Raw genomic sequence first — 25,232 nt, forward strand, 5'->3', positions numbered from 1 at the left:
ACCATAAGAGGAGAGATCTAATTGATTCTGAGAAAATACATGTCCATGCTGGGAATTGGTTCTGCAAAAATTGACCTGCAGCTGCCCAAGCATGAATACACTCCAGGGGAAAATGTGACCGGCACCTTCCTCATCGAAGGAGGTACCATCGAGCAGCAAATTAAGCGGATTGAGTGTGACCTCGTCATGACAACACCTTTCAGCGAGAAGGAAGAGGTAATTGGGACATCGACCATTCTATCCACAAAAGTGATTGAATCGGAAGAAACCAATCGGATGGATTTTAACTTTCAATTGCCTGAAGACATTCCATGCTCTGCTCCGGAACGCACGTTTCAGTTTAAAACAAGGCTCATTTTTAACGAAGGCATCAAAAGTGCGGACCTGGATCAAATCATTATCACTAACTAATTCCTGCCTGATTGAACGCGGCGGCTTTGCAAAATTGGCTTATCATCCTAATTTTTTAAAATATACTCACAACCAGCTACCGATCGGCTGTCATGCTTGAAGTAACCAGGTGGCAGCCCCATTCCAGCGAACGAACCAGAAAAAGGTGAAATATATATGAAATTTATCAAACGCATCAAATTTGTATTGAAATTTTGGAAGTTCCTGCCCTTCCTGAAAGACTACTTTCTTTCAAGGGAGGTATCAGCCGGGAAAAAGCTGTTCCCGATTGCAGCCGGACTGCTCTATATTCTCCTGCCGCTGGATCTTGTGCCAGACTTCCTCTCGATTTTCGGCTTTACGGATGATATTGTCATCACCTCGTTTGTCTTGCAGCAGATGGTGAAGATGGCACCAGAGACGCTGAAGGAGAAGTATAAGGTGCTAGAGGAATAATGAATGACAAGCCTGCGATTTGCAGGCTTTTTTATTTTGCCCTTTTCATAGGTAAAAGGTCTGACTTCAGACTCAAAAACTCCTCCTTTCTGCCGATATAATCTAAGGCTAAATTTTACAACATGGAGGATTACCTTGAAAAAACTACTACCTATTCTGCTTATTTTCACTTTGCTTCTATCTGCCTGCACAGCAGCAGAAAAAGGCATAACAAAAGATAAAGAGTATAAAATTGGCATTCTCTTATCTGACACAGGGCTTGGAGATGAGTCTTTCAATGACTCTGCATTCCGCGGACTGGAAAAAGCCCGTGACGAACTCGGCATTCTTTTTGATTACAAAGAAGCACCTGACGGCAACTTTGAAAAGCCGCTGGAAGAGCTTGTTATAGCAGACAATGACCTGGTGATAGGTCTTGGCTTTTCCGCACAGGAAGCACTTGAAAAAACGGCGAAGAAATACCCGGATCAGCAATTTCTGCTGATAGATGCTGTATCCGAGCTTAATAATGTCGTTTCCTTAACTTTCAAAGAGCATGAAGGCAGCTTCCTTGTCGGGATGCTGGCAGCCATGATCAGCAAGACTGGCAAGCTTGGATTTATCGGAGGCCTTGATGTTCCGGTTATCCATCATTTTGAAAATGGGTTTATCCAAGGAGCCAAGCATTACAACCCGGAAATTGAAATAATCACCGAATATGCAGGATCGTTTGGAGATGCGGAACTTGGCGGAAAAATGGCCGAGAAGCAAATTGCTGCGGGTGCAGACTTTATTTACCCGGCAGCCGGCTTTACGGGTTTTGGGGCGCTGAAGAAAGCAGAAGAAAAAGGCGTCCTGGCAGGCGGTGTGGATTCTGATCAGTATTTTGTCGCTGAAAAAGCAGTCGCGGCATCCATGATGAAAAACATCGACGTGGCTGTATTTAATATGGCCAAAACCCTGGCGGAAAACGGAAAAATTGAAGCATCCTCCTACGAATGGGGACTGGCTGAGGACGGCGTTGGCCTATCCGAAGTCCGCGTCATCTCCTTATCAGAGGAGCAAAAATCCGCTCTTCAAAAGGCAACCGAAGATATTATTGATGGAAAAATTTCAGTAAAGGCTAAGAAATAAAGGAGCTTCATGATGACATTACGAAAACGCCTAATTATTATCACATTAATCCCGCTCATCTTATCTGTCAGCATGATTGGTTTTATCATATTCCAAACTTTAACGATCCAAAGCTCTGCTGAAAATGATGTGGAGCTCCTTCTTAAAGTGAAGGATCTTGAACAAAGTCTTGTTGTGACAAGCCAGTCACTGGCCAATTATACATATAATTCAAGCGATGCCAACCAGGATCAGGCACTGACGATGCTGGGAGAAGTTCAGGAAAACCTGGCTTCCCTCTCTTCTATTGCGACAATTGCTGAACACAAAAGGATTATCGGCAGCATCGAGGCAAAGTACGCAGAGCTCTCGAATGCATCCGCTGATGCCTTCAACAAAGGCAGCAAGGCAGAAATCAAGCGCCAAAGCATTAGGATTTCAGGCATCTTAAACGATATGCACCTTTTGAAAAAGCGCACAAATGAATGGTATGAAGGGATTCTTCAGGAGACAAGCAGGAAAATCGAGTTCATCACCACGTCTTCTCTGATTGGAAGTGTGCTGCTTATCCTTCTTTCTGCCATTTTCTCATGGATAGCAGCCCGAAAAATTACCAAGCCGATCAATGCGATTGTGGAAAAAGCAGAAAAAATATCAGAGGGCGATTTAACGGCCGATTTAGCACAGCTTTCTTTTACAGAAAACAGCCGCTATGAAGTGGATAAACTATCAGAGGCTTTTTCAAAAATGGTTGTGAATTTAAAAGGAACGGTGCAATCCATTGAAGAAGTCAGCCAGAATGTAAAGGGGGTTGCCGAGGATGTGGCAGCCTATATGCAAAGCTTAAATGAAAGCAGCAGCCAGGTGGCCCTTGCCACAGACGAACTGGCAAGAGGAAGCCAATCGATTTCTGAGGATGTCCAGTCAACGGCAGAGCTGATGGGCATTATGGGCGAGCAATTTTCGGCAGTGCATCAGTCCAGTGAGCAAAGTGCAGGCCAAAGCACACAGGCACTGGAATCTATTAACCAGGGCAGAATCTCGCTGGAAAAACAGATGAAGCTGGCTGAAGAAATCTCGAGCTCCTCTAATCACATAAAAAGCTCAGTCAGCGAATTTGCACAGTTCGCGAAAGAAATTGAGGGCGCGTCCAATACGGTCAAAGACATTGCCGACCAGACAAATCTCCTTGCACTGAATGCAGCCATTGAAGCAGCCCGTGCTGGAGAAGCTGGGAAAGGCTTTGCCGTCGTAGCGGAGGAAGTCCGAAAGCTGGCAGACTCTTCTTCAAAAGCAACTGATTTGATTTCATCCATGGTCAGCCAAATCCAGAATGGAATCAGCCAAATCCATTCTGCGGCCGAACAGGGACACAGCCTATCAAGGGAGCAGTCACAATCGATGAACGAAACGGAAATGGCCTTTGAAGCGATTTCCGAACACGTTTCAGGAATCAACGGACACCTGGAAAGGCTGGTAGAGGACATGAAAGCATCCAGCGAAATGAGCCAGCAGGTCATTTCAGCAGTAGAAAATATCTCAGCGGTAACGGAAGAAACAGCTGCGGGAACTGAAGAGATTTCAGCTTCTACAGAGGAACAGCTTCGGGCCTTCGAACAGGTGATGCAGAAAGTGGAACAGCTTCAGGAGATGACTGGCGTGATGGAGAAGGAATTGGAGAAATTTAAAATCCAGTAACAGGAGAACCCCTGCTTTATTCGCAGGGGTTCTTTTGTTTATTATTGAGCTTCAATCAAGCCATAACGGCCGTCTTTACGCTTGTACACCACGTTTGTTAAGCTTGTCTCCGCATTCGTGAATACGTAGAAGCTGTGGCCCAGCATGTTCATTTGAAGGATCGCCTCTTCACTGTCCATTGGCTTCAGGTCAAAGCTCTTTTGGCGGACAACTTCAAGGTCATTCTCTTCTTCTTCTGCTGCAGGCGGCTCTTTATCATCCAGCTGCGCAAACACTGCTGTCATATTGCCTTTTTCGCGGAACTTGCGGTTTACTTTTGTTTTGTGCTTGCGGATCTGGCGCTCTAATTTATCTGTAATCAAGTCTATTGCTGCATACATATCTTCATGATCTTCCTCTGCACGAAGAACCAGGTTCGGCATCGGAATTGTTACTTCGACTTTAGAACGGTTATTATTGTACGTTTTCAAGTTTACATGTACATTTGCATTAGGAGTTTCAGTAAAATACTTTTCTAACTTCGCAATTTTCTTCTCTACATACTCTCGAATTGCTGGAGTTACCTCAATGTTTTCACCACGAATGTTGTAATTCATAAGTGAACTCCTCCTTTTTATTATACATTGCGGCATCTTTCCAGAATCACTATTCCCCTGGCTGATAAAAAACAGCCATATCCAAAGAGCGTCTGAAAAATTGGCCTAGTCTTAAAAGTATATTAAGACTATGTAAATATATTTCTATTTTACCCTGAAAAAATCCTGCTGAAACTGAAAAAAATATGCAAAATTGTGGCGGATTGGTTACAAGTGTGTAACAAAATTATAGGGGGAAAATAAAGTGAAACTTCCAGCAATTGATGGTTAGTTGAACCTGTCCAGCTACAGCGCCTAGGGGCTTGAGTCATAAGCCGTGCCCCTGCAGAAGGCAAAGAACGCCTTCCTCCGGAGCTCGTCTTATGCTTGTCGCCCCTGGTCAAGGCGCTTCCGCTTTTCGTTCAATCGGGCTTTTGCGGGCAGTGGCCAACTTTCGAATTCCCTTGAATGGGGGCTTACTGACCGTTAAAAATCAGAAAGAAAAACCGCTACTTGGGGAAGCGGTCAGGATTGGATATATGGATTGAGCTCTTGCTGAATGGATTTATGCCACTGAGCAAACGATGGATAAAGCTTTTGCAAAATGATTTCCTGCCTGACTGGAAGGTCCTCAAAGTATTGCAAAAGAAGTTCGACTTGATCGGCCACATGACTGATATCCTTTACCGTTTTCTGCAGCTGTTGATTATCCTGGAAAAGCAGGATGAGCTGCTCATTGGCGGCCGCCACCTGCGGCAAGGCCTGAAAAATATCGCCTAGCAGGCGATTTCCTTCGGTTTTACTTAAATCACTAAAACTTTTAACAATATAATCAAACGCCTCATCAATTGTAAATAAGAGGTCGCTGTATTCCTTTAGAAATATGTAGTGTTCTTCAGTTAGAGTCAGCAATGATGTCACCTATTTTCTTTTATCATAAAACATGCCGTCCGTCGCCATGGATTGATAAGGGTTGATGTATTTATTGGATGATTCTTTTTTAATGCTTAAATCTTTGATGTCTTTTTGGATGAATAATTTTTCCCGCTTCATCAGCTGTGTTGCTTTTTCATTTAGCTGGAGGAGCTTTGCTCCCAGTTCCTTTTCTGCGTCTGAATAAGGTGGAGCCATGTTGGCCATAGCCTGCTGGCGCTTTTCGAGCAGTGTTTGAATCCCGCTGATTTTGGTATCGCGATCTAGCTGCTGGTTTTCTAAAACGGCTATGAGCTCAAGGGTCGCATCATGAAAGCTAAGTACGGAACTCACTACACTGTGCCGCCTTGTGTGAACTGCTTCTGGCGGTTTAGCTGGATGACTTCCTTCCATGTGTTGCGGAACTCGGTCACAAGCCCCTCAACATCATCAAGAATCACTGTGTCATTTTTGATATTAGCCTCTATTAATCTTCGGTTCATATAATCATACAGAGACATCATATTTTGGGAAATCTCTAAGTCCATATTGAGTGTGACCATTAATTCCTGGATGATATTCTGCGCTTTTTGAATATTGGTGTTTTTCGCCTCTATGTTTTTATCCGCTATGGCTTTCTTGGCCTGATGGATAAACTTCAGGCAGCCGTTATATAGCATCAATGTCAGCTCTCCAGGAGATGCTGTATTTACTGAGTTTTGCTGATAGGATTGGTATGGATTGCTTACTGCCATTTGTGACACTCCTTTTTATTACATGCCGCCTCCAAATTGGTTCATAAGGAACATGGATTGCTCGTTGGAACGCTGGATTGCTTTTTCCATGGCGGTGAATTGGCGCCAGTAGCGGTCTTCGACTTTTAAAAGCCGATCCTCAAACCTGCTAATTTGATTATCAAGATTGTTCAACAATCTGCCGAGGGAAAAAGTATTATTAACACTTGATGCTTTCCCTGCTTTTTTCTCAATATCGGCCATAGTCGATTTAATCGAGTCACGCAATCTCCGTGCTAATCCCTTTTCTTCAGTCGTATTGCCTTCCTTCTGAAAAAGTTCATATACACCATTTGGGTTTTCTGCGATTGCTTGCTTTAACTTATCAGGATCAATAATCAGCTTGCCGCCTTCAAGATAATTACTGGAGGTTTTGATGCCTATTTGGGCAAGCTGCGATATTCCCTGCAGCCCGCTGACTGGAGCATACAAATCCATTCTCATTTTATTCAAGCTGCCGGATAATATTGAGTCTCCGCGTAATGTGCCGCTTTTGGCTTTTTCTTCCCATAGTTCAATTTCTTTCTCTTCCATTGATTCTCGCTGTTCCTTGGTAAGCGGCTGATAATCGCGATATCTCTTTTCATCCAGTTCCCCTTTAATCTTGCCGATCACTTCATTGTATTTATCCACAAATTTAACAATGGTGTCCATAATAGCATCAACATCAGGTGTGGAGGAGAAGGTAACTGGCGTTGTCGTTTCATTTTTCAACGTAAATTCAACGCCATTTATTTGGAAAGTATTAGATGGACGTGTTGTTAATAATCCATTATAGGTAAATTCGGCATTTTCCCCATGTGTTCCAGCCATACTATCAGCTGCCAAACGATTATTTGATGCCAGCTTCAGATGTGTACTCAAGAAGTCTCCAGTTAAAATGATTTCCGGTTCATTTTCCACAGTATTCGGATCATCGATGCCGCCTGTGTTTTTTGCAGTAAATGAAATCTTCTTTGTTGCTGTATCAAAAAAGGCTGTTACACCTGAATTTTTGTTTATTTTTTCAATAATGCTGTTGATGGTTTCTTGGGTAGGATCAAACTCAAGGGTATAGCCTTTTGTATCCATCACACCATCTTTGGTAATGGCTTGAATTTGAATGGTCTGAGTTCCGGTCACTCCTTGCTCGCTAAGCTTTTTAGCCGGATCTAATGTGATTTCTGAGCCGCTGAACATCGTAGCTGAAGTAGCCAACTTATTTACTTTAAGCGATCCATTAAATTCTGCAGTTGAATTAATGTTTCTAATGGACACTGCATTGGGATCTGATATATTAATCGTCTTTTTAATGTAAGAAGACTGCTTGCCAATGTCGTCAAATATTAAATTATCAAGCTCAAAGAGCAGTTTATTCATTTCACGGTAATCGTCCCGCTGCCACTCCATGTACTGTTTCTTTTGATTGAGCTTATCAAGCGGAATACGCTCAGCCGTCATTAATTCCTTGACCATCGAGTCTATATCCATTCCGCTGGCAAGTCCGCCAATGCGCATAATGGTTCACTGCCTTTCTATTTGTTAAATCTTCTTATCTACTACCAGACCTACAAACTCTGCCATGGCAGCATATAAATCAAGAAGCTTCTTGGAAGGAATCTCCTTTACTACTTCCTGGGTGACATCATCCACTAGAGTGACATAGTATTCATTTAATTCTTCGTGAAGTTCGAATTTTAAGGAAGTGTGTGAAGCTTCAAGAAATTTATTCAAGCTATCTACTACTTCAGTTACCTCTTCCTTTTTCTTAGCTGGGCTAAAATTTTCTGGTACCTGCAAATTATTTGGTGTAACTATCTTTTTATTTTCATCGGAATTCTCATTTAGGATAGCTGTTCTGGATGTAAGAGAAATATGTTGAGATACTCGATCGATCATAGCAATCTCCTACCTTGTAATTAATCTTAGTAATAATATCGGCAGTAATTTAAGGTTGTTTACTCAAACCTTTATTTAAGCTGTTAAATAGGATAAAATATACACGAACATATATTCTTATTTTGTTACGAGGTGATAATAATGAATTTTGAAAACCTCACCCTAGTTCAACAAAATATCTTATTCGCCAGTATAATGGCGGACGGAGAAATAACGAAATGTTATCCTGGCAGCCGAAGAAAAAACAATAGTTACCGTGAGCATTTTGGCGAACATCAAAGAGATTATCGCAAGTGGAAGGCTTCTTTTTATGAAGGTCAGCTGTATATTCGGCCAAATAACAACTATCTCGTATCCAAATCTGACCCTTATTTCACCCAATTATATCCGCACTTCTATGAAAACTCGGGCAATAAGAAGATTCCTGAAAAATTATTACCTTACTGTTCACTTCCACATTTTTTAACAGTTCTTTATCTCGATGACGGATCCTTATGTATAACCAAAAGAATTAATCATCATAAGAAACTCATTTATTTAACTCCAAGCATTTTTCTTTATTTGCAAAACTACCCTCGAGAACAACTGCTCATATTAAAAGCACATATTTATAACAGATTCGGTTTTGACTTTAACATAAGCAGGAGAAAAGATGGGTACGGTTATATACTGAAATTGACAACAATTAAAGCTAGCCTGGAATTTCTCGCTGTTGTAAATGAAATTGCTAGTGACTGTATTCAAATGGATTATAAATACAACTGGGAAAAGAGATTACAATTAGAAAAAGAAAAGATAAAAAACATCTATACTAGCTATCAGATCCAATCTTCTGACTCAAGCCGATATAAAAACTATTCTGAGAATGAAATTGCCGAACTGATTCACCTTAAGAAGAATGGAAAAACAGATAACCAAATTGCAATCGAGCTTCAAAGATCCTACTGGTCTGTTGTTTATAAACTGCGGGAATTGAGGAAGGATGGATTTTTGTAGATAAAATTTTAAAAAATGATTATTGGAGATTAATTGATTGCCAAAAAGAAAAGGGGCTCTAAAAACAAGAGTCCCTTTTGAAAAAGTTTTAAATTAACGAAGAAGTTGTAAAACTCCTTGTGGTTGTTGGTTCGCTTGCTTTGCGACTGTACCTTTCAGTTACAGAATAGACTATATCTTCACCCTCGTCTTTCAAGGGGCTGGGCACTTCGAACAGTTTATACTGCCCTACGAGATTCATAGCCGTAGCTTTTGCCTTAGACCGTGTTCTCTAGTCGTTGAACCTTCTCCAGAGTTTCCTCACAGGAGCTTGGCTGCTGATTATCCATTGTTTCATCTTCATCATTTTCAAACCATCACGCTGACCGTTTCCAGTTACATTGTGGTTGATGAAGCTTTAGGAAGTTCCAGCAATTCACCCAGTTATACTCTAGCTCGTTGCCAAGCTAGACGCCCTCTATCAATTATCTCAGAAGTTGTAGAACTCCTTGAGGCATTTGATTTGATTGAGCCAACATTGCTTGTGCTGCTTGAGAAAGAATAGAGTTCTTTGTTTGGTTCATCATTTCTTTCGCCATCGTGCGAACATTTACTTTCATAAATGACCAGACTATATCTTCACCCTCTAATAATCTAGTAGGGGTCGGGCACTTCGGATTCACAATGCTGATGACCATTGTTTCACCTATGGATTTCATCATCATAGCTTTCGCCTTAGATGGTCTATCCTAGTCGTTGAACCTTCTCCACTCTTTCGAGACAGGAGCTTGGCTGCTGATTGCCCAATCTTTTCTTTTTTCAAACCTTCACGCCTGTCGTTTCCAACTACGTTGTGGCAAGAAAAGCTCTAAGGGGTTTCCAGCAATTCACCCGATTATTATCGCTAGCCGTTACCAGCTAGGACGACTGTGCTTGTTGCTGCTTATGCAGCTAAAGCATAATCTACGTCACGGATACGAGATTCCGCAGCAGTTAGGTTTTCAGCTGATGTACCTAGGTTGTTGATTGTGTGTTCTAAGCGATTTTGGAATGCTCCTAACTTAGAACGTTGTGCAGATACGCTTTCAATTGCTTTGTTAATAGCAGTAGTAGATGCTTGTGCACTTTGAGAACTAGTTACATCAATATCATCAACATTTAAAGCAGCAGCTCTCATATCACCAATACTAACATTCATTGTTTGTGATGAATTTGCACCAATCTGCAATGATAAAGAAGTATCCGTATTATCATATGAAGAAGTGGTTGCACTGAATGTAGCTTCATCTCCAACACTCATTGAAGCTCCAAGAGTCAAAGTAAACGCTCCAATAGCTTGTGTACCGCCAGCAGCAATATTAGTTGCAGAACCAGTAACACCTGCTTTATCTTCCCAACTTAAATCGTAGCCAGTTATAGCACCTGTACCATCCCTAACTATACCAGTAACCTTCACATTATAAGTATTATCTTCACTAGTTCCAACCGTCGTAATAGCTACACTTGCAAATGAATCATCTTTGTTATCAAATGAAACAGATTCAGTAGTTGAACTTGTACCACTTAAAGCTCCATCAATTAATTTCTTAGTATTAAATTCAGTTGTATTACCAATACGATCGATCTCTTCAATTAATTGATCCATTTCTTTTTGTAATTCTTCACGATCCGTATCAGTATTACTATCATTTGAAGATTGAACAGCTAGTTCACGCATACGTTGAAGAATATCGTGAGTTTCATTTAAGGCACCTTCTGCAGTTTGGATTAAAGAAATACCATCTTGTGCATTTTTAGAAGCCATATCTAATCCACGAATTTGTCCACGCATTTTTTCAGAGATTGCTAAACCAGCAGCATCGTCACCAGCACGGTTAATACGAAGGCCTGAAGATAATTTTTCCATTGATTTTGATTGTGCACCATTTGCAGTTGATAACTGACGATAAGTATTTAGCGCCGCAATATTATGATTAATTCTCATTGTTTTGTTTCCTCCTTGAGTTATATGTCCCCACATCCATGTGGTTTGTCTGCTGAAGGCAGAAAAGTCGGCCGCCTTTTTGCTGTTCAGCTTCATTGGTTATATCGACTTATTTTGACAGGAGTTTAATGGTTTGGAAAAAATTTTTATTTCTTTTTAAAAAAATTGCTTAGGCTGTCGAACGCACATGCATCTGTTTGTGTTGCCTGGCTGTTTTCCTGCTGAATGGATAAGTAGATTTCTTTCCTATGTATGTCGACATTTTTCGGAGCGCTGATACCCAGTTTTACCTGGTCTCCTTCAATGGAGAGAACAGAGATTTCAATATTGTCTCCGATCATAATCGATTCTTTAAGTCTCCTGGTAAGTACAAGCATTATTTCTCCCCCTGTTCTTGAGGAGTCACGATTTTGTGTTTTGTCCCGTAGGTAGAGCCATTAAGAATGACCTGTTTCCCAAGCTTTTTTGTCTGATTGATGATTAACGGTGCCTGCAGGTTGGCTGTTGTTTCTTGGAATGGTTCTTTTACTGTTAAGATTGCAAAGGCAGCCACGTCTTTTTCCGATTGAATCTCTAATTTCTCTAGCGTCTCTTCCGGCAGATCAAATTCATACTGCGGAAAAACAACAAACGGATCAGTCATTATGAAAGCTACTTCAATTGTTTTAACTGACTGAAGGACAAAAAGATCCGTTCCTTCAAGAGGCAGAATATAAAACTCCTTTTCATCTAAAAACCCAGGTATCCCAAATGGAAACTTAATAATATCTTCTTTTTTTATTTCCTGCTCACCATGAAACTTCGTTTGTATATTCATTTTTTCACCACTTTGCTAAATTGTTAAGTTTATAAAATCAATGCTTAATCTATTTTTCTCAATAATCTCTATGCTGACTTTACCAGGTGTGTAATGGTGAATCGGCTTTCTTATCTCAACATCTATTTTCGGTTTTTGCGGCTGGGCCTCAATGTTCACCTTTGCTGGTTCGTATTGGATCTTTACACTATTGTGGGATGGAATCCAGCCAATGTTGAACTGCTTTGGCGGGCCTTCGCTGTTTTCTTTGGCTTGATAGGAGATTGGATTGCCGCCGTTTTCGATTTTCATGAGCTCCGTTCCCTGGCTTGCTCTTCTTTCAAGTCCTTTTAACCAATCCTGGTATCCGTTTTGCGCGAACTCTTCTACTCTTTTACGGATGCTTTTTAAATCGACGTCCTCTCGAGCTTTTGTTTGGTCGATTGTCAGTTTTCCCGGGATTGTTTCAATTTCCAGAATGGCTTTCGGCTGCTGGATGGATTGGATGGCAGGAGGCTGTTTGATTTCCTGCACTGGTTTTTCAATCTTTAATCCCATCCGGATAAAATTGGACTCCAGCCTGATTTGGAACACGTTCATGTTAGTCACCTCGTTTATGAAAAAAAGCTATCACCTATGGATAGCTTTTCATTATTACCTTAAAAAGTCAGTCAGGGTTGGCTGAATAATTCTTGCCCCGACACTAAGCGCAGCACGGTGGACGCTTTCCTGGGTGGTGAGCTCAATGATCGCTCTTTCCATATCAATGTCTTCATTATCAGATAGAATTCTGGTCGAGAAGACTTCCTGCTGGGAAAGGCGGTCCTCCATGAGGTCGACACGGTTTTGCTTAGCGCCGATCAGAGCCCGTGCTGACAGGAATTCATCAATATTGTCATCAATAGTTTGAAGCATATCTCCCATGGCAGGATCATTCGTTTCAAGCGCAGTGATTAGCTTCTGAATATCTCCGTCAGGAGCAAGCATATCTCCAAACAGCTTGGAACCCTCTGTATTCACCTGAATTTTGATGCCTGAGAACACTTCAAGTTCAATACTTCCGTTCGCAAAAGTTTCTGATTCAGATGGCCTTGCATTTGTCTGATTGCCGTTAAAAATATATTTTCCGCCAACCTGTGTATCCCCGATATTTATCAGGTGCTCTTTCAGCTGCTTAACCTCTTCAGCAATCGATTTCCGCTGATCTCCTTCAAGCGTGCCATTGCTGGCCTGAACCGTAAGCTCACGGATCCTCTGCAGGGCAAGCACACCTTTATCCAATGCATCATCCGTACTGTCGATCCAGTTTCTCACTTCCCCGATGTTGCGGGTATATTGCTGAATACGGTTTAAATCTGTCCGATAATTCATGCCCATCATCGCCGCAACCGGATCATCGGATGGTTTCGTAAATTTCTTTTGGGCTGCAATTTGGTCCTGAAGCTTATCCAGCCTGCTATAGCTGTTGCTTAGATTCCGCAGCATGTTATTGGAAAGCATTGATTGCGTTACGCGCATATTAATTCACCGCCTATCTGCCTACAACGCCCATGCCGTTGATGATTTTATCGAGCATTTCATCGACAACTGTTATATTGCGGGCCGATGCATTGTATGCATGTTGGAATTTAATCATATTGGTCATTTCTTCATCTAATGACACAGCACTGACCGATTGCCTGTTCTGTTCGACCGAATCTGCGAGAATCGAAGAGTTTTTCAAATCCTTCTTGGCACTTTGGGAGTCGACTCCCATACGGCCAATGATTCCTGAGTAATATGAATCAAGATTCCCGCTTAATGTAGCTTTTTCTTCATCGGAAAGTGAAGAATAGTCACTAAAGCTTTTTTTTCGCAGATCCGCCAATTCCTGTGCATTGGCGTTATCTCCCGAAGCACCGCTCGTTTTGCCTGCAGCGATTTTAGAAGAGTCATCCAATATTACCTGATTCACTTTAATCGATTGAGCCGCATTTCCGGGTGTAAACTGGAAGAAGTCCAGCCCAGATGGAGCATTAGCTCCCAGAGAATACCCATTTTTGTGAATTTCATTAAACTCCTTGGCAAAAGCCTCTGCCATTCTATTCAGCTTGTCCAGCATTTCTGGATAGATTCCTTTAGAGCCGCCTTCCGCCTCATATCCAAAGCTTTTTATCAGTCCGGCAAGCCCTCCTGAGAGATTGCTGAAATCCGGGATTGTATTCTCTCCAATTTTCAATCCCGATACCAGCCCGCTGTCAGGGTTCTTTTCGAGTTCCAGTTTGCTAATGCCCGCGATACCTGACTCTTTGGTTACAGATACCAGGCTAATAGGGGGATTGAACGACTTTCCATCCTGCTGGACGATTTCAATATTATATAATCCCTCTGCAATTTTTTTGGCGTTGCCGTAGTCATTAGGAACAACTTTTGAAACCTTCACATTCACAAGGCTTGATAGACTATCGACAAGCATATCGCGCTCATCGTATAAATCATTCGGAAGATAGCCATGCGGCTCAACCGCAGCAATTTGCTTGTTGAGATGATCTATCTGTTCCACAATCGCGTTTATTTCTTCTACTTTCACTTCAGCCTGGCTGCCGATATCGTCCTGCACCCTTGTCAGCGAGTTATAATAATAATTTAAAGTGTCAGCAACCATTTGGCCGGATGCTGCGACAACATCCCGGGCACCGGTGTTTTCAGTATGGCTTGATAGATCCTGAAGAGCATTCCAGAACTTCTCGAGCGTGCTATGCAGTCCGCTTTCGGATGGTTCATTCATGATCTCTTCCATCTTGGTAAGAGATTCACTCAGGGATCCGTAGTACCCCATTTTGGTGTTCTCTGTCCTGAATTGGACATCTAAAAAGGATTCTCTTATGCGCTGCACGCTCCCTGCCTCAACCCCTGTACCCATTTGCCCTGGAAGCTGGGGGCGGTTCATGCCCACTGAGGGGTATGGTGTTGTCTGGGCAAAATTAATCCGCTGCCGCGAATAGCCTGGTGTGTTTGCATTTGAAATATTATGTCCGGTTGTATATAAGGCGCTTTGCTGGGTGAACATGCCGCGGCGGGCTGTTTCAAGTCCCATAAAGGTTGAACGCATGTTTGTTCCTCCGTTCTGCTACACTTTCGAATTAAAAATCCCCTGGGCGTTCTTATTAGCTCTACGTTTTCCTGCCGGCGGGCCGTAGTTTATGTTTTCCGGCTGCGGCCTTAAAAGATTCATAGAGACATTGACAAACTGCAGGGAATGATGGACAAGCTGCTGGTTCAAGTAATTTTGTTCCTTTAGTTCAAACACCAGCTCAGTCAGCTCATTTGCAATTGCCTCGAGCTTGAGCCTTTCCGCCTGCGGCATAACAGCTAGGCAAGCTGAAACGGTAGGCGCTTCCACTCCAGGAGCAATGATCTCTGCTGCCTTCTGCCTTTCCATTTCCATCCGATTGATTGCAGCAATATGAGTCTGCTCATCTTTTAGCATTTGGTTTAGGGCGTCCATGTCGCCGTTCTTGATGATATCGGTTTTTCTCACTGCAAGCTCATAAAGGCTTTTATGCAGCTTGAGCAGCTTTTCCATAGCGGCAATTAGTGCTTTGGCGGACATGCCGATCCCTCCTTTTTTGAATAGGGGGTGCTAAACTCGGTCCCCCTGAATTGTGGTTTAATCATTGCTTTTTATAAAAATTGGCTAAGCTTTTCGCCACTTCCTTAGGATTGATTTTATAGGTGCCGTTCTCCACCTGGACCTTGAGCTCTTCTACCTTTGCTCTGCGGTTTTCTGACAGCTGGGAGACCTGCTGCAGTTCCTTTGCAGTTGAGCTGATTTCAACTTTATCTGCAGCTGCTTTGGCTGGCTTTCCTGCGCTTTCCATTTTTTTCATCTGGCGTTTATATGGATTCACACCTGAAGGTCCAAAGTTATTGATTTTCATGGCTTTCCCTCACTTTCCATTCCGGTCGGTTTCATCTATATCTATTATCGGCTAATCAATTCGTTTCTTTAAATACTAATTTATGTTTGGCAAAAAATACATCTAAACGCCTAAATACGCTCCAAAGAAAAAGCCATGCGCACCTGCCCATAGCTTAAAAATGCCTCTTTATTTTTTCATCAACGGCAAAATAGGTATTTTGCCTCTCTCTTTTTCTCAATTCCTTTTTCCGCTCTTCCTCTGCTGTGTGCTGCTGGAGATCATTCCTCAAAGCCTCTGCACATTCCCCGCATATCTTTCCTTCCCGGATGCTTGAACCGCATTTTTCGCAAGGATAGCCGAGATTCGGAAAGTGCGCGAGCTTGAGTCTGCCAGTTTTAATGAATTTTATAATCAGCGCTTCTTCCACTCCGGTTGCATCCACAACTTCATGCATTTTTGCTGTCCGGTTTTCCCGCTTGCGGATGAACTGGTAAACTGTTTCGTAAGCCTTTTCTTCTTCCTTCCAGCAGTTCTGGCATACGTCTCTGAACTGGTTCCTTACATATATTTCATTGCATTTCGGGCAGTTTGATAGCTCAGCCATTACTGCTCCTCCTCTTTCAATTCATTACTTATTTAGCCCCTTGCAATAGTAAAAGAGCTTACAGACTCAGCGCCGGCCTTCTTAAGAAGTTTTGCAGCATGGTGAAGCGTTGAGCCGGTAGTATATATATCGTCAAGGATGAGGATTTTTTTATTCTTGATTTTATCAGGGGCTGTAATTTGAAATACCTGTGGAATGTGAATCCTTTCAGACCTGGACTTTTTCGATTGTTTTTCGGTGTGGGATCTGATTAGCAGAGACTCTGAGTGCAAGCCCATTGCATGAACGATAGCATCTGACTGGTTAAATCCCCGTTCGTAAAGGCGTTCTTCACTTAGTGGAATAGAGGTAAGGAGGTCATAGCGGATTGAATTCAGTTTGGCCCTCAGCAAACTGGCAAATGCATATGCGAGAATATAATCTCCGCGAAACTTATAGCGGGCCATTGCTTCTTTGCAAAAATCATTATAAATAACTATTGAGCGGTTCCTCTCAAGGCAGCCTGTCCATTGGGGGTCCCTCTCCCAGCGCAGGCAATCAAAACAGAGATTATCCTGCTTATACTCTGTATCCACAAGAGGACGATCACATTTTTCACATGTTTCACCTTCAATAAATGTAAACCTGCTCTGGCACATATTACATAAATACTGTGGTTCCTGTTTTGAAAACAAATAATTCCAGCCTATAATCGGCATGATTTCTTCATGACAAATGAAACAATTAATAATCGATCAGTCCTTTCTTTCTCGCTTCTTCGTTCATTTTGAGGATTTGTTTGCGGGCTTTAACCATGCTTTCGGTTTTGCCGTAATGAAAAAAGGTAATGTCTCCGCCCGGGAATTGTGCACTCCTGCCGACCCTGCCGGCAATTTGAACAAGGGCGCTTTCTGTAAAAATACGATCCTCTGCCCCCAGGACAGCTACGTCTACATTTGGGAACGTGACGCCCCTTTCCAGGATGGTGGTGGTTAAGAGTATAGGAATCTCTTTGTCCCGCATTTTTTGGACTTTGCTTTTTCGGTCTGGGTCTTCCGCGTGGACAAATTCGGTTTTTGGGTCAAGTTTACGGAGGATGGCGAGGACTTTTTCCATTTTATCGATTTTGGGGAAGAAGAGCAGGCACTGCTTTTGAGCGTCAAAACGCTTTTTGATCCATTGGGTCACTGGCGGCGGTAGCTTGTCCTTCCTGAGTGCCTTCTCCCAGTTGCCGCACCATTTGAAGGTTGGTACAGGCAAAGGATGGCGGTGATACCTGGCAGGAATGGTAACATACTCTCTTTTCCTGTTCCGGCATTCATTCTGCCATCTTTGATTGGGGGTTGCGGTGAGATAAATCATCGAAGAGATGTCTTTGCGGGATTGGCGGACAGCGTGCTGAAGGCTTTCATCAGCAGTATATGGGAAGGCGTCTACTTCGTCCAAAATAACGGTATCAAAGGCTTTGTAAAAACGGAGGAGCTGATGAGTAGTGGCGATTGTCAGGGGCGCCTGAAGATGGCGGTCTTCGCTTCCGCCGTACAGGACAGCAGCGGGGACGTCTGGAAAGACGGATTTCAATCGCGGACCTAGCTCAAGGACAACATCTGTCCGTGGTGTGGCGATACAGACTCTTTTTCCCGCAGCCAATGCTATATTTATTCCTTCGAATAGGACCTCGGTTTTGCCTGCACCGCAAGTAGCTAGTTATGAATACTAAAAAAATTCATAACTAAAAACAAAAGAGCACAGCGTGTATAAGAAGTGCTACCAACACTCTTATACCGTCCGCCTACTCTCATTAGGCAAACACTTTGCTGTACCCTTAGGTGTAGTTTATTACATTATGGGTTTCTTTAGCAACGGTTTGCTTACCTGGCCGTTGCTTTTTTGTTTCCAAGGGGAGACATATTAATGAAGAAGCGAATTGATGTAATAGCTGGAGAAGAATCTTTTAATAACCTTTCAACATTTAACAATATTGAAGAAATGAATAAGACTGTTCGCACCTACAAAGACCAATTAAAAGCCACTGTGAAGCGTTCTGATGTACAGGATAGACTAATTGTATTGCTGGAACTTTTAAAGCGTCACAGTTGCAAGCAAATCGGTGTTAGCTATATGTGCAAGAACACCATTGCCGCCAAAATGGAATTGTCTTATAAAACAGTCCAAAGATTGATTAAGAAATTAGAAGACCTGAACATGATCCGCCAGGTGTCCATGAAGCGTAAGAAAGATATGCTGCAGACTGCCAATGCAATTATTATTCAACCTGCTAAAAATGATGTGTCCGACAAGAACCCACCGAAAAAGTCCGGGAAGTGTCCGACCATTAAAACAACCCCTTTTTCTTTAAAACAAAATATTAATAATACACGTAAAGCAGTGGCTCAATTCTCCAATTCCAATTTCATTGCTCATTGGGTACCAGAAGCATTTGCCTCACTTGCAGGATCCTTCTATGCAAAAGCTGAGACTATTCAAGAGTTCTGGAAGGTTGTTAAACAGTGTAACCGAGTAATTAACCACGAGACAGAAGAACGAGCATTTACAGCAGCTGGAGAACTAGAGATTGGCCTTAAAGCATTCAAGGAGTTTGTTATGAAGGTGAAAGCAGGCAAGAGGATGAATAAAGGAGAATTTGCCTACTTCAACGGAATTGTAAATAAGCTAATGGATAAATATTATTGGTCCATGTAATTATCTTAAATCTTCCTTGGTGAAAACCATACACAGCATGCCTACAGCTGCACAATAATTGTTTAATATCTCCCTTCGGCTTTCAGTTGTGGTGTAGAAAACAAGGACAGGCTTATGCTTATATTGCTTTTCGATGGCTGGAGATAGAAGTTCATATTGCTTGATTTTCTTTTTATTCTCAATCATGGATTGAGTCCGATCTACTTCTAAAAAGTGAAAAACTTTATGATGGGTGAAAGTTGCATCAGGGATAATCGAGGACTCTTTGTAGGTCAGCCCACTTTGATATTTGAAGGTGATCTTTTCCTCTATCCTCCAATCTTGTGGACGGTTGAAATAAAGGTACATGTCGTTTCTGAGAAGGTGATGATCTACAGTTAATGACCATTTCACTTCTTTATCAGATCCAATGAGATCCCTGCCGGCATTGTTTAAATAATATACATATTTGCCGTTATGCATTTTAATGTGCAGAAAGTCTTTCATCCTGTTCAGCACCTTAAGTGCATTCCGATCAGTTCCTAATCCATGCAGCAATTGAAGATGTTCTCTTGAGGCAAAAACCAACTTATCCAAACTTAACAAGATCTTCTCCTGCCGGCTCTTCTTTTTCTCGATACTCGACAACATTTTCTGGCGCTCCTTTCATTGATTGTGGGACCTGGTATCTCTCTAATCGTTTCCACATGTCATGATCTTCTAAGAGTGGTACCTGCATTTTCTGGAGCTCATGAGTTTTATAAAGTCCCCTGCCTTTAACATCTGATGGCAGTTCCTCAGCTCCCCTTTCATCAATGGCCACTTCTGAGGCATAACCGGATGGCAGCCTAAAGGTTACTTTACCATCGGAATTTTGTTTTATAGAACGAGGCAAAGTGTCTGATGTTGGGTATTGGGTGCAGAATACTTCTCTATAGCCCAAACCTCCACCAATACGGGTTATTTCACCTAAAAAGTATTGGCACATACCTAACATTTCTTTCTGTTCTTTTTTCATCCACTTCTCAGGGGCCAGCTGGGCTGCTTCATCCACAATGATGAACTTCCTTTTCTTAATGGGTGTATTAGAAATGTTTGTATAGAAATTTTCTTGAAAGTACTTATATTCCTCCTGCATCTGATTGTGGATGCCATCAAGCATGATAGCAGCTTCCATTGGATTGCTGGCCACCCCTTTTACCTGTTCCAGAAGCTTATATCTTCCAAACTCCAGACCTCCCTTTAAATCGATGATATACAGCTCCACATCTTGTGGATGGTATTCAATCAAATAAGACACCAGGACCTTCAAAAAGACTGTTTTTCCAAATCGCGTGGTACCTGCCACAGTCATATGAGGAATCTGTTCAAAGTCATGCCAGAGCATTCCTTCCAAAACTTTTCCTAATGGTATTACCCACTTGTTTTCTCCTGCCTTCTTATGATCTTCTGGATAAATAGGGCATTCCGGAACAAGATCATAAGGGAATAAGTCTGGAATATCCTTCTTAAACACTTTAATCACTAAATACTTTCGTGGATCCTTCGGAATCACCCAGGCTTTAAATTCGACCAATACCGGCCGGCTTAAACCATCAGAGAAAAAATGCACCTTCTTTTCCATCTCAGCCATTTTGGTAGCAGGCAAGCCTAATGGGATCTGAAAAACATACTTTGTTCCAATTTCCTCGTTCCCATCCACAATAGGATATTTCTTTTTGAATTTAGGGAATTGAGGTTCCCCATTTTTATTGGTGATCCCATACCCTGTGTTTTCAAATATAGTCTGTATGTTTTTCCTTTCATTGCTCCCTTTAGGGATGGCTGCAGCTCCTGCCACCAACAGGGGAAAAGCTAACCATTCAATCATTGAACATGCTCTCCTTTCCAAAATGAACTTGTGGAACAAGTGAATGAGGACTTTAGCGAAAAGCTAAAGGAATTTCACTCAAACTGAACCAATAAATACAAGCTCTATCCATTGAAAACATTGACATCCGAACCGACCGGAGAACTGACTGCCTAAAACCCAATGACCAGGCTGCGTATGAGTGGGTTCTTAAATACAGCCCACCCGAGTGCAAACAGAATCCCTCCCAGACCAACTGCCCGAACAGTCGCTTCATTAATCGGCACGCCACATTTTTCTAAAAAAAAGAGGGCCATTAAGACAGCCCCAGTGCCCACAAAGAAGGTAAGTCCCCCATCCACCATGGACAATAGACCTGGATCTGGAGCCATATAGGAATAACCAGAAACAAACTGCTTAAAAGGAATAACCTCGATTCCCACGTCTCTCTTCCTCCTTCAGCTTCCTTTTTAATTTGGCTGCTGTTTGATAATAAACTTCGTCATAGCTTTCAATTCCAGAATCCACACATTGGTACCGTTCCAGATAGTTCATGATGGTCCAGCAATCATCTGCAGTTTTTGCGCTGAAATACAGTTGATTAAGATAGTCAGAGGAAAATAGATATTCAGTTTCATCCAGTTCATTAAAACTGCTTTCATACATTCTCCTCTTAGTCACCTCACTTTCCCTGTAACCATCAAAAATGCTTCTTATTATTCCATTAATCATGTATCTCCACCTCTTTCTGTCAGTGTCTGATACAATATATGGGCATTTGACTATAAAATTGCCTGTCTTTCAAAGAAAAGTTAAATTTTTATCAAACTTATCTTTAAAGGAATTCAAATCAAAGTGTGGAAATGGTTATAAAAGCTATTGGAGGCCACATATGTTTAAAAATAAAATAGATTATTGGATGGATAAGCAGGGGTTAAAGAACAAACATATCGCTAAAGCTTGTGAAGTAACGGAAACCACCTTTTCAAAATGGAGACAAAATAAAACTCAGCCAGATTTGAAACAATCGGCAATTATTGCACGTAAATTAGGAGTATCTATTGATGATTTAGCAGATCTTGAGGAGGATTAAATAATGTATTATTTGTTTGTTGGGCTTTTTGTAATAACAGTCGCATTAGGAATGCTTACTATTTTCTTTTTGTTCAAGAGGGAAAAATACGGCGCCAAGCGACTTTCAATTAGTGCATTAGCACTCGTTGTCTCGGTATTAATTTTAATACCTCTTGGGAATTCACCAGTAGTTGATGAAATGTCTGACGAAGAAACTGATCAATGGTATGAAGACAATGTTGCACCAAAATCAACTGAAGAAGCAGCGAGTGTAGTCCAGGAGGTTAAGGAAACGGAACCATTAGTAAGCAAAGCTGAATCTGATCTAATTCATAAAGGAATGACTTATGAGGAAGTGGTGTCAATTATTGGGCAGGAAGGAACTTTAAGCAATGAAACTAAAATGAGCCACGCCACTTTAACCTCATATAAATGGGAAAATGAAGATGGTAGTTATGCCGCTATTTTTTTCTCTGACAAAAACACAGGGGTACCTAAAGTTGAAGATTTTATATTCAGCAACTTAAAATAATAAAAAACAAACCGTCTCAATTAAGAGGCGGTTTTTATTATGCGCAGCGTTCTTGGTTGTGTTGGCTCCCAGCTGATATATCCTTTGTCTTTTAATTTATGAAGCAGATCACTAACTGTGGATGGTGATTTTAATCCCAACATATCTGCAATGTCACGAAATGCCGGTGGATAATTGTGTTTATTTATATATTGATTTATGGCTTCTAAAGTTTCCTTTTGTCTCTTCGATAGTTTACGCATAATTTACCCCTCTTTTTCTACGTTGTTTGGCAGCTGATAAAATGTTTGCTCGTTTAAATGATCTCAGCTGCTGTTTACCAATATCAAATGCCAGGATGCCCTCCACGGTTATTTTTCTAACTATAACAGACCTTTGGGAAAGCTCACCTGCATTATTCATGTAGATTAAATCAATTGGTAATTTATTTTCCAGAGAGGATTTAAACAAGCAATTCATCATTTTCAGCTCCTTTGACATAATAATATACAAACACGCGTTCGTTTTCAAGTTGATTTTCGAACAAATGTTTGTATAATTTATAGTATAAGGAGATGACAGGAAATGATTCGTGATCGCGGAAAAAAGAAATGGCAATCTGCATTCTTCATGCCCGAGCATGTAAAATTGCTAAAACAAATAACCTTTGATGATAAGAAGCAAATGAAGCCCCAGCTGGATGAGCAGGAATTCGAGGAGATTGGCTTTATAGTCATGGAGTCTCTTAATTACAGTGTTCCAATTAAAGTGACGGTCTGGAGGGATGGGTTTTTTCAGGCTTTAACAGGAATAGTCGATAAGGTGGATATGCTAATGAAATACATACTATTTGAATGTGATGACGGAAAAAGAAGGGTCATTATTGAGGAAATTACAGCTGTTGAGAGGGTTTAACGATGACCAGGATTCCAGAAAAAGACCGCGATATTTTAGAGCAAGCAATGTACCTGCCTATGCTGCTAACCATCCTTGAACGTGATCGGATTATATTTGATAATGCGGGCTTTAAGCTGAAAGAGCCTTATCTTCAGTTAATTGAAGAAACAATAAAGGTTGTTCAAAGTGATTTAAAAGAAGCGAAGTTTGCCATGAGGAAAGGGCAGATGAAGGTTGAGCAGGTAGCTAGAGACGAGGCTTTTACAATGTTTTTATTCATATACAAAGGATTTGAGGAACAGCATAATTACTTCAATCCCCGGATCCGGAATAAGGTTCAGGAATTATTAGAGTTTTATTTATTTAAGAAATTTAGATAACAAGCAGTACCCCTTTAACTTCATGAATTAGACATAAGAAATTAACCAATTTGTTGATAGGGAAAGGGTAGATTTAAATTGACTAGACTCCGTGCATATGATGTTAAAGTAATTAGAAGAAGATATCAAAGGGAAATATTAAGGGATGAAGGAAAGCCAAGAGAACTAATTGAGGAAATTGCATGTGAATTTGAAGTAAAACCATCATGTATATATAGGATTATTAAAAGAAAGACCTGGAAACATTTATAAGCCCCTCTCGATTGAGAAGGGCTTTATTTCCTATAGAGAACATTACTTCTTCTTTGGTATATCAGAAGTCTTAATTGTCCCAGTGATAATTCTTAATTTCTTTGGGTCTCCAAGATATTCTTCTTTGACGTAATTATTGTGACCAGCATTTTCTTGCATTATATTTCACCTCACTATTAAATATGGGCACATCTCAAAGGACAAGGACTTGTAACTTACTTTAAAAAGTTTTCAACTGCTTTCGTGACTGCAGCTCGATCCTTACCAGATAAATTAATGAGCTTATCTGCGTATTTATCTAATCCATTCATCGTGCCGCCTACCACATACAATTTCTTTGCCACTTTTTTGTTAGGGATTCCACCTCTAAAGAAAAGTGGGGCCTGTAGCCTTTTACATACTAATTCAGCATCATCAATATCAGGGAATGCTCCAACTAAAACAGCTTCTTCTAACATTTCATCTTCCTCCTTTACTACTTTAGAAACTAAATTCGGCCTCTTGCCATTCTGCAAGTCTCTTAATGACAACCCACCCATCATTTCAAGGTGAGGATAATCAACGAAGCCTTTCCAATCCCCGCCCCAAGCGAAACCTAGTGATTTGGCAATGGCAGCGACTCTTCGCCATTTTGCATTAACGGTCCACAGCGCTCTTTTGCCGTCATCGCTAACAAGGAAATAATCAACTGCCAATCCATAGTTATGGTTAGATTGGCCACCTTTAGCATTCGTGACGACATTTCCGGGTTTAGTTCTCCCTTGTGCATATAGCGCATTTTGTTCTGCAAAGGAGCGATAGCCACTGGAGATTTGCACGTATATTCCTTCCTCATAAGCCCTTTTGATGACTTCCAATGCAGATTCTTTCACAACAGGATGCACCCCAGATCCCATATTACGGATGGACCGGTCAATAAGAGTTTTTAATTGTACGGTCATTTTTACCACTCCCTTCAAAAATAAAAGCCACCCCGAAGGGCAGCTTATTTAGGCCATTGATATCTTTTGGCTTGATGACTATCTTCAATCCCTTTTGTTGTAGGGTCATTTAATGCATTCCAGATGCTGACCACTATAAGAAACAGAACATAAGGATTAGAAAATGCACCGGACAGCAAATTAAAAACAGAACCCCAAGTAGTGAGGTCCTGCGCAGTTAACCCAAAATATCCAAGTATTGGTGCAAAGAATGCTAAAAATAATTGTGCAAGAAATACAGGATTTTTAAATCTTACTTTCCAGTTGATCATTTTAACTTCCTCCTTTAAATACCGTGAATATAATCGCTATGCTGCCACCAATAATGCCCGTGCACATTGCGGTAATTATGGCGCCAGTAATTGTCCGCTTTATCCAAGTGGTGTTTTCATCAATTTTATTTAGCTTCTCATTAATAGAGAATATTTGCTGATCGTGTTTATCTGTGGTTCTTTCTAATTTGCTTACCCTTACTTCAAGGGACTTTATTTCACCTTGCATTTCGGTTATTTTTTGTTCGTATCCATTCACAACTGTCGCCTCCTGTGTCACTCACAATCCCCCCTTGAAGG

35 protein-coding genes and 2 pseudogenes are annotated in these 25,232 nt (G+C 41.3%); 10 read left to right on the forward strand and 27 right to left on the reverse strand.

The window, feature by feature from the left end; genetic code table 11:
• Positions 1–21: 21 nt before the first annotated feature.
• From L634_RS0101880 to L634_RS0101895, 4 genes are all read left to right on the forward strand, one after another.
• Complete coding sequence (locus tag L634_RS0101880) at positions 22–411, forward strand: sporulation protein (RefSeq protein WP_026580983.1); 390 nt, start codon at positions 22–24, stop codon at positions 409–411.
• A gap of 156 nt (positions 412–567) precedes the next feature.
• Positions 568–846 carry a YkvA family protein gene (locus L634_RS0101885; protein WP_026580984.1) on the forward strand — a complete coding sequence of 93 codons (279 nt, stop codon included), beginning with the start codon at positions 568–570 and terminating at the stop codon, positions 844–846.
• A gap of 135 nt (positions 847–981) precedes the next feature.
• Entirely contained in the window at positions 982–1,959 is a 978-nt protein-coding gene (locus L634_RS0101890) for a BMP family lipoprotein (RefSeq protein WP_026580985.1), read from the forward strand.
• 12 nt (positions 1,960–1,971) lie between these two features.
• Positions 1,972–3,636 (forward strand): methyl-accepting chemotaxis protein, encoded by a 1,665-nt coding sequence (locus L634_RS0101895; RefSeq protein ID WP_026580986.1) that lies wholly within the window; start codon positions 1,972–1,974, stop codon positions 3,634–3,636.
• A 41-nt stretch (positions 3,637–3,677) separates the two neighbouring features.
• Here L634_RS0101895 and hpf read toward each other — a convergent pair whose 3' ends face one another.
• The 6 genes from hpf to flaG form a co-directional block, all read right to left on the reverse strand.
• Positions 3,678–4,232, reverse strand: coding sequence for a ribosome hibernation-promoting factor, HPF/YfiA family (gene hpf, locus L634_RS0101900; RefSeq protein WP_026580987.1), 555 nt, complete (start codon positions 4,230–4,232; stop codon positions 3,678–3,680).
• A gap of 504 nt (positions 4,233–4,736) precedes the next feature.
• Complete coding sequence (locus tag L634_RS0101910; protein WP_026580988.1) at positions 4,737–5,123, reverse strand: hypothetical protein; 387 nt, start codon at positions 5,121–5,123, stop codon at positions 4,737–4,739.
• A 9-nt stretch (positions 5,124–5,132) separates the two neighbouring features.
• A complete protein-coding gene (locus L634_RS0101915; RefSeq protein WP_026580989.1) occupies positions 5,133–5,477 on the reverse strand; it encodes a flagellar protein FliT in 345 nt (114 codons plus the stop codon).
• Positions 5,477–5,878, reverse strand: coding sequence for a flagellar export chaperone FliS (gene fliS, locus L634_RS0101920; protein ID WP_026580990.1), 402 nt, complete (start codon positions 5,876–5,878; stop codon positions 5,477–5,479). The genes L634_RS0101915 and fliS overlap by 1 nt, the downstream gene beginning before the upstream one ends.
• 18 nt (positions 5,879–5,896) lie before the next feature.
• Positions 5,897–7,414, reverse strand: a complete 1,518-nt coding sequence (locus L634_RS0101925; RefSeq protein WP_026580991.1) for a flagellar hook-associated protein 2 — start codon at positions 7,412–7,414, stop codon at positions 5,897–5,899.
• A gap of 24 nt (positions 7,415–7,438) precedes the next feature.
• Complete coding sequence (flaG, locus tag L634_RS0101930) at positions 7,439–7,795, reverse strand: flagellar protein FlaG (RefSeq protein WP_026580992.1); 357 nt, start codon at positions 7,793–7,795, stop codon at positions 7,439–7,441.
• A 141-nt stretch (positions 7,796–7,936) separates the two neighbouring features.
• Here flaG and L634_RS0101935 point away from each other — a divergent pair, with 141 nt between their 5' ends.
• Positions 7,937–8,791 carry a DNA endonuclease gene (locus L634_RS0101935; RefSeq protein WP_034261754.1) on the forward strand — a complete coding sequence of 285 codons (855 nt, stop codon included), beginning with the start codon at positions 7,937–7,939 and terminating at the stop codon, positions 8,789–8,791.
• A 464-nt stretch (positions 8,792–9,255) separates the two neighbouring features.
• Here the strand turns inward: L634_RS0101935 and L634_RS34125 are convergent.
• The 12 genes and pseudogenes from L634_RS34125 to L634_RS30405 form a co-directional block, all read right to left on the reverse strand.
• Positions 9,256–9,372: pseudogene (locus L634_RS34125) on the reverse strand (flagellin); the annotation flags it as partial.
• 341 nt (positions 9,373–9,713) lie between these two features.
• Positions 9,714–10,754, reverse strand: coding sequence for a flagellin N-terminal helical domain-containing protein (locus L634_RS0101945; protein WP_026580995.1), 1,041 nt, complete (start codon positions 10,752–10,754; stop codon positions 9,714–9,716).
• A gap of 146 nt (positions 10,755–10,900) precedes the next feature.
• Positions 10,901–11,131, reverse strand: a complete 231-nt coding sequence (gene csrA / locus L634_RS0101950) for a carbon storage regulator CsrA (RefSeq protein WP_026580996.1) — start codon at positions 11,129–11,131, stop codon at positions 10,901–10,903.
• Positions 11,131–11,571, reverse strand: coding sequence for a flagellar assembly protein FliW (gene fliW / locus L634_RS0101955; RefSeq protein ID WP_026580997.1), 441 nt, complete (start codon positions 11,569–11,571; stop codon positions 11,131–11,133). Before fliW ends, csrA begins: the two co-directional genes overlap by 1 nt.
• Before the next feature lie 15 nt (positions 11,572–11,586).
• Positions 11,587–12,150, reverse strand: coding sequence for a DUF6470 family protein (locus tag L634_RS0101960; protein WP_026580998.1), 564 nt, complete (start codon positions 12,148–12,150; stop codon positions 11,587–11,589).
• A 54-nt stretch (positions 12,151–12,204) separates the two neighbouring features.
• Positions 12,205–13,068: a flagellar hook-associated protein FlgL gene (flgL, locus tag L634_RS0101965; protein WP_026580999.1), complete on the reverse strand. Its 864-nt coding sequence runs from the start codon at positions 13,066–13,068 to the stop codon at positions 12,205–12,207.
• A 13-nt stretch (positions 13,069–13,081) separates the two neighbouring features.
• The gene (gene flgK / locus L634_RS0101970) at positions 13,082–14,641 is read right to left on the reverse strand and encodes a flagellar hook-associated protein FlgK (protein ID WP_026581000.1); all 1,560 of its coding nucleotides are present in this window, start codon (positions 14,639–14,641) and stop codon (positions 13,082–13,084) included.
• An 18-nt stretch (positions 14,642–14,659) separates the two neighbouring features.
• The gene (locus L634_RS0101975) at positions 14,660–15,142 is read right to left on the reverse strand and encodes a flagellar protein FlgN (RefSeq protein WP_026581001.1); all 483 of its coding nucleotides are present in this window, start codon (positions 15,140–15,142) and stop codon (positions 14,660–14,662) included.
• A gap of 61 nt (positions 15,143–15,203) precedes the next feature.
• Complete coding sequence (flgM, locus tag L634_RS0101980; RefSeq protein WP_026581002.1) at positions 15,204–15,470, reverse strand: flagellar biosynthesis anti-sigma factor FlgM; 267 nt, start codon at positions 15,468–15,470, stop codon at positions 15,204–15,206.
• A 154-nt stretch (positions 15,471–15,624) separates the two neighbouring features.
• Positions 15,625–16,056 (reverse strand): TIGR03826 family flagellar region protein, encoded by a 432-nt coding sequence (locus L634_RS0101985; RefSeq protein WP_026581003.1) that lies wholly within the window; start codon positions 16,054–16,056, stop codon positions 15,625–15,627.
• A gap of 32 nt (positions 16,057–16,088) precedes the next feature.
• Entirely contained in the window at positions 16,089–16,730 is a 642-nt protein-coding gene (locus tag L634_RS0101990; RefSeq protein WP_232233687.1) for a ComF family protein, read from the reverse strand.
• A gap of 49 nt (positions 16,731–16,779) precedes the next feature.
• Positions 16,780–17,739 (reverse strand): annotated as a pseudogene (locus tag L634_RS30405) (DEAD/DEAH box helicase); the annotation flags it as partial.
• Between the two features lie 210 nt (positions 17,740–17,949).
• Between L634_RS30405 and L634_RS0102000 the strand changes: the two are divergent.
• Positions 17,950–18,738, forward strand: coding sequence for a helix-turn-helix domain-containing protein (locus L634_RS0102000; protein ID WP_026581005.1), 789 nt, complete (start codon positions 17,950–17,952; stop codon positions 18,736–18,738).
• On the opposite strand, the gene L634_RS0102005 is transcribed toward L634_RS0102000, so the two are convergent.
• From L634_RS0102005 to L634_RS32145, 4 genes are all read right to left on the reverse strand, one after another.
• Positions 18,739–19,314 carry a replication-relaxation family protein gene (locus tag L634_RS0102005; RefSeq protein ID WP_198029672.1) on the reverse strand — a complete coding sequence of 192 codons (576 nt, stop codon included), beginning with the start codon at positions 19,312–19,314 and terminating at the stop codon, positions 18,739–18,741.
• Entirely contained in the window at positions 19,307–20,587 is a 1,281-nt protein-coding gene (locus L634_RS0102010) for an FtsK/SpoIIIE domain-containing protein (protein ID WP_026581007.1), read from the reverse strand. Before L634_RS0102010 ends, L634_RS0102005 begins: the two co-directional genes overlap by 8 nt.
• 152 nt (positions 20,588–20,739) lie before the next feature.
• A complete protein-coding gene (locus tag L634_RS0102015; protein WP_026581008.1) occupies positions 20,740–21,009 on the reverse strand; it encodes a hypothetical protein in 270 nt (89 codons plus the stop codon).
• Positions 20,984–21,298: a hypothetical protein gene (locus L634_RS32145; RefSeq protein ID WP_051428161.1), complete on the reverse strand. Its 315-nt coding sequence runs from the start codon at positions 21,296–21,298 to the stop codon at positions 20,984–20,986. Before L634_RS32145 ends, L634_RS0102015 begins: the two co-directional genes overlap by 26 nt.
• Before the next feature lie 160 nt (positions 21,299–21,458).
• Here L634_RS32145 and L634_RS33725 point away from each other — a divergent pair, with 160 nt between their 5' ends.
• Both L634_RS33725 and L634_RS0102030 read left to right on the forward strand, forming a co-directional pair.
• Positions 21,459–21,659, forward strand: a complete 201-nt coding sequence (locus tag L634_RS33725) for a helix-turn-helix transcriptional regulator (RefSeq protein ID WP_026581009.1) — start codon at positions 21,459–21,461, stop codon at positions 21,657–21,659.
• A gap of 3 nt (positions 21,660–21,662) precedes the next feature.
• Positions 21,663–22,172 carry a hypothetical protein gene (locus L634_RS0102030; RefSeq protein ID WP_026581010.1) on the forward strand — a complete coding sequence of 170 codons (510 nt, stop codon included), beginning with the start codon at positions 21,663–21,665 and terminating at the stop codon, positions 22,170–22,172.
• Between the two features lie 20 nt (positions 22,173–22,192).
• Here L634_RS0102030 and L634_RS0102035 read toward each other — a convergent pair whose 3' ends face one another.
• Both L634_RS0102035 and L634_RS34130 read right to left on the reverse strand, forming a co-directional pair.
• Positions 22,193–22,414 (reverse strand): LexA family protein, encoded by a 222-nt coding sequence (locus L634_RS0102035; RefSeq protein ID WP_026581011.1) that lies wholly within the window; start codon positions 22,412–22,414, stop codon positions 22,193–22,195.
• Entirely contained in the window at positions 22,407–22,634 is a 228-nt protein-coding gene (locus L634_RS34130; RefSeq protein WP_232233688.1) for a hypothetical protein, read from the reverse strand. Before L634_RS34130 ends, L634_RS0102035 begins: the two co-directional genes overlap by 8 nt.
• Positions 22,635–22,736: 102 nt before the next feature.
• Here L634_RS34130 and L634_RS32410 point away from each other — a divergent pair, with 102 nt between their 5' ends.
• Positions 22,737–23,066 carry a YolD-like family protein gene (locus L634_RS32410; RefSeq protein ID WP_084028803.1) on the forward strand — a complete coding sequence of 110 codons (330 nt, stop codon included), beginning with the start codon at positions 22,737–22,739 and terminating at the stop codon, positions 23,064–23,066.
• Positions 23,067–23,068: 2 nt separating this feature from the next.
• On the forward strand, positions 23,069–23,428 hold the full coding sequence (locus L634_RS0102050) for a hypothetical protein (RefSeq protein ID WP_026581013.1): 360 nt from the start codon (positions 23,069–23,071) through the stop codon (positions 23,426–23,428).
• Between the two features lie 467 nt (positions 23,429–23,895).
• Here L634_RS0102050 and L634_RS32415 read toward each other — a convergent pair whose 3' ends face one another.
• The 3 genes from L634_RS32415 to L634_RS0102070 are packed head-to-tail and all read right to left on the reverse strand — an operon-like array spanning position 23,896 to position 25,212.
• The gene (locus L634_RS32415) at positions 23,896–24,621 is read right to left on the reverse strand and encodes a M15 family metallopeptidase (RefSeq protein WP_084028804.1); all 726 of its coding nucleotides are present in this window, start codon (positions 24,619–24,621) and stop codon (positions 23,896–23,898) included.
• Positions 24,622–24,665: 44 nt separating this feature from the next.
• Positions 24,666–24,932: a phage holin gene (locus L634_RS0102065; protein WP_026581014.1), complete on the reverse strand. Its 267-nt coding sequence runs from the start codon at positions 24,930–24,932 to the stop codon at positions 24,666–24,668.
• A gap of 1 nt (position 24,933) precedes the next feature.
• Complete coding sequence (locus L634_RS0102070; protein ID WP_026581015.1) at positions 24,934–25,212, reverse strand: hemolysin XhlA family protein; 279 nt, start codon at positions 25,210–25,212, stop codon at positions 24,934–24,936.
• Between the last annotated feature and the right edge of the window lie 20 nt (positions 25,213–25,232).

Origin of the sequence: Bacillus sp. J33 (assembly GCF_000518885.1) — a bacterium.
Taxonomy (GTDB): domain Bacteria; phylum Bacillota; class Bacilli; order Bacillales; family Cytobacillaceae; genus Cytobacillus.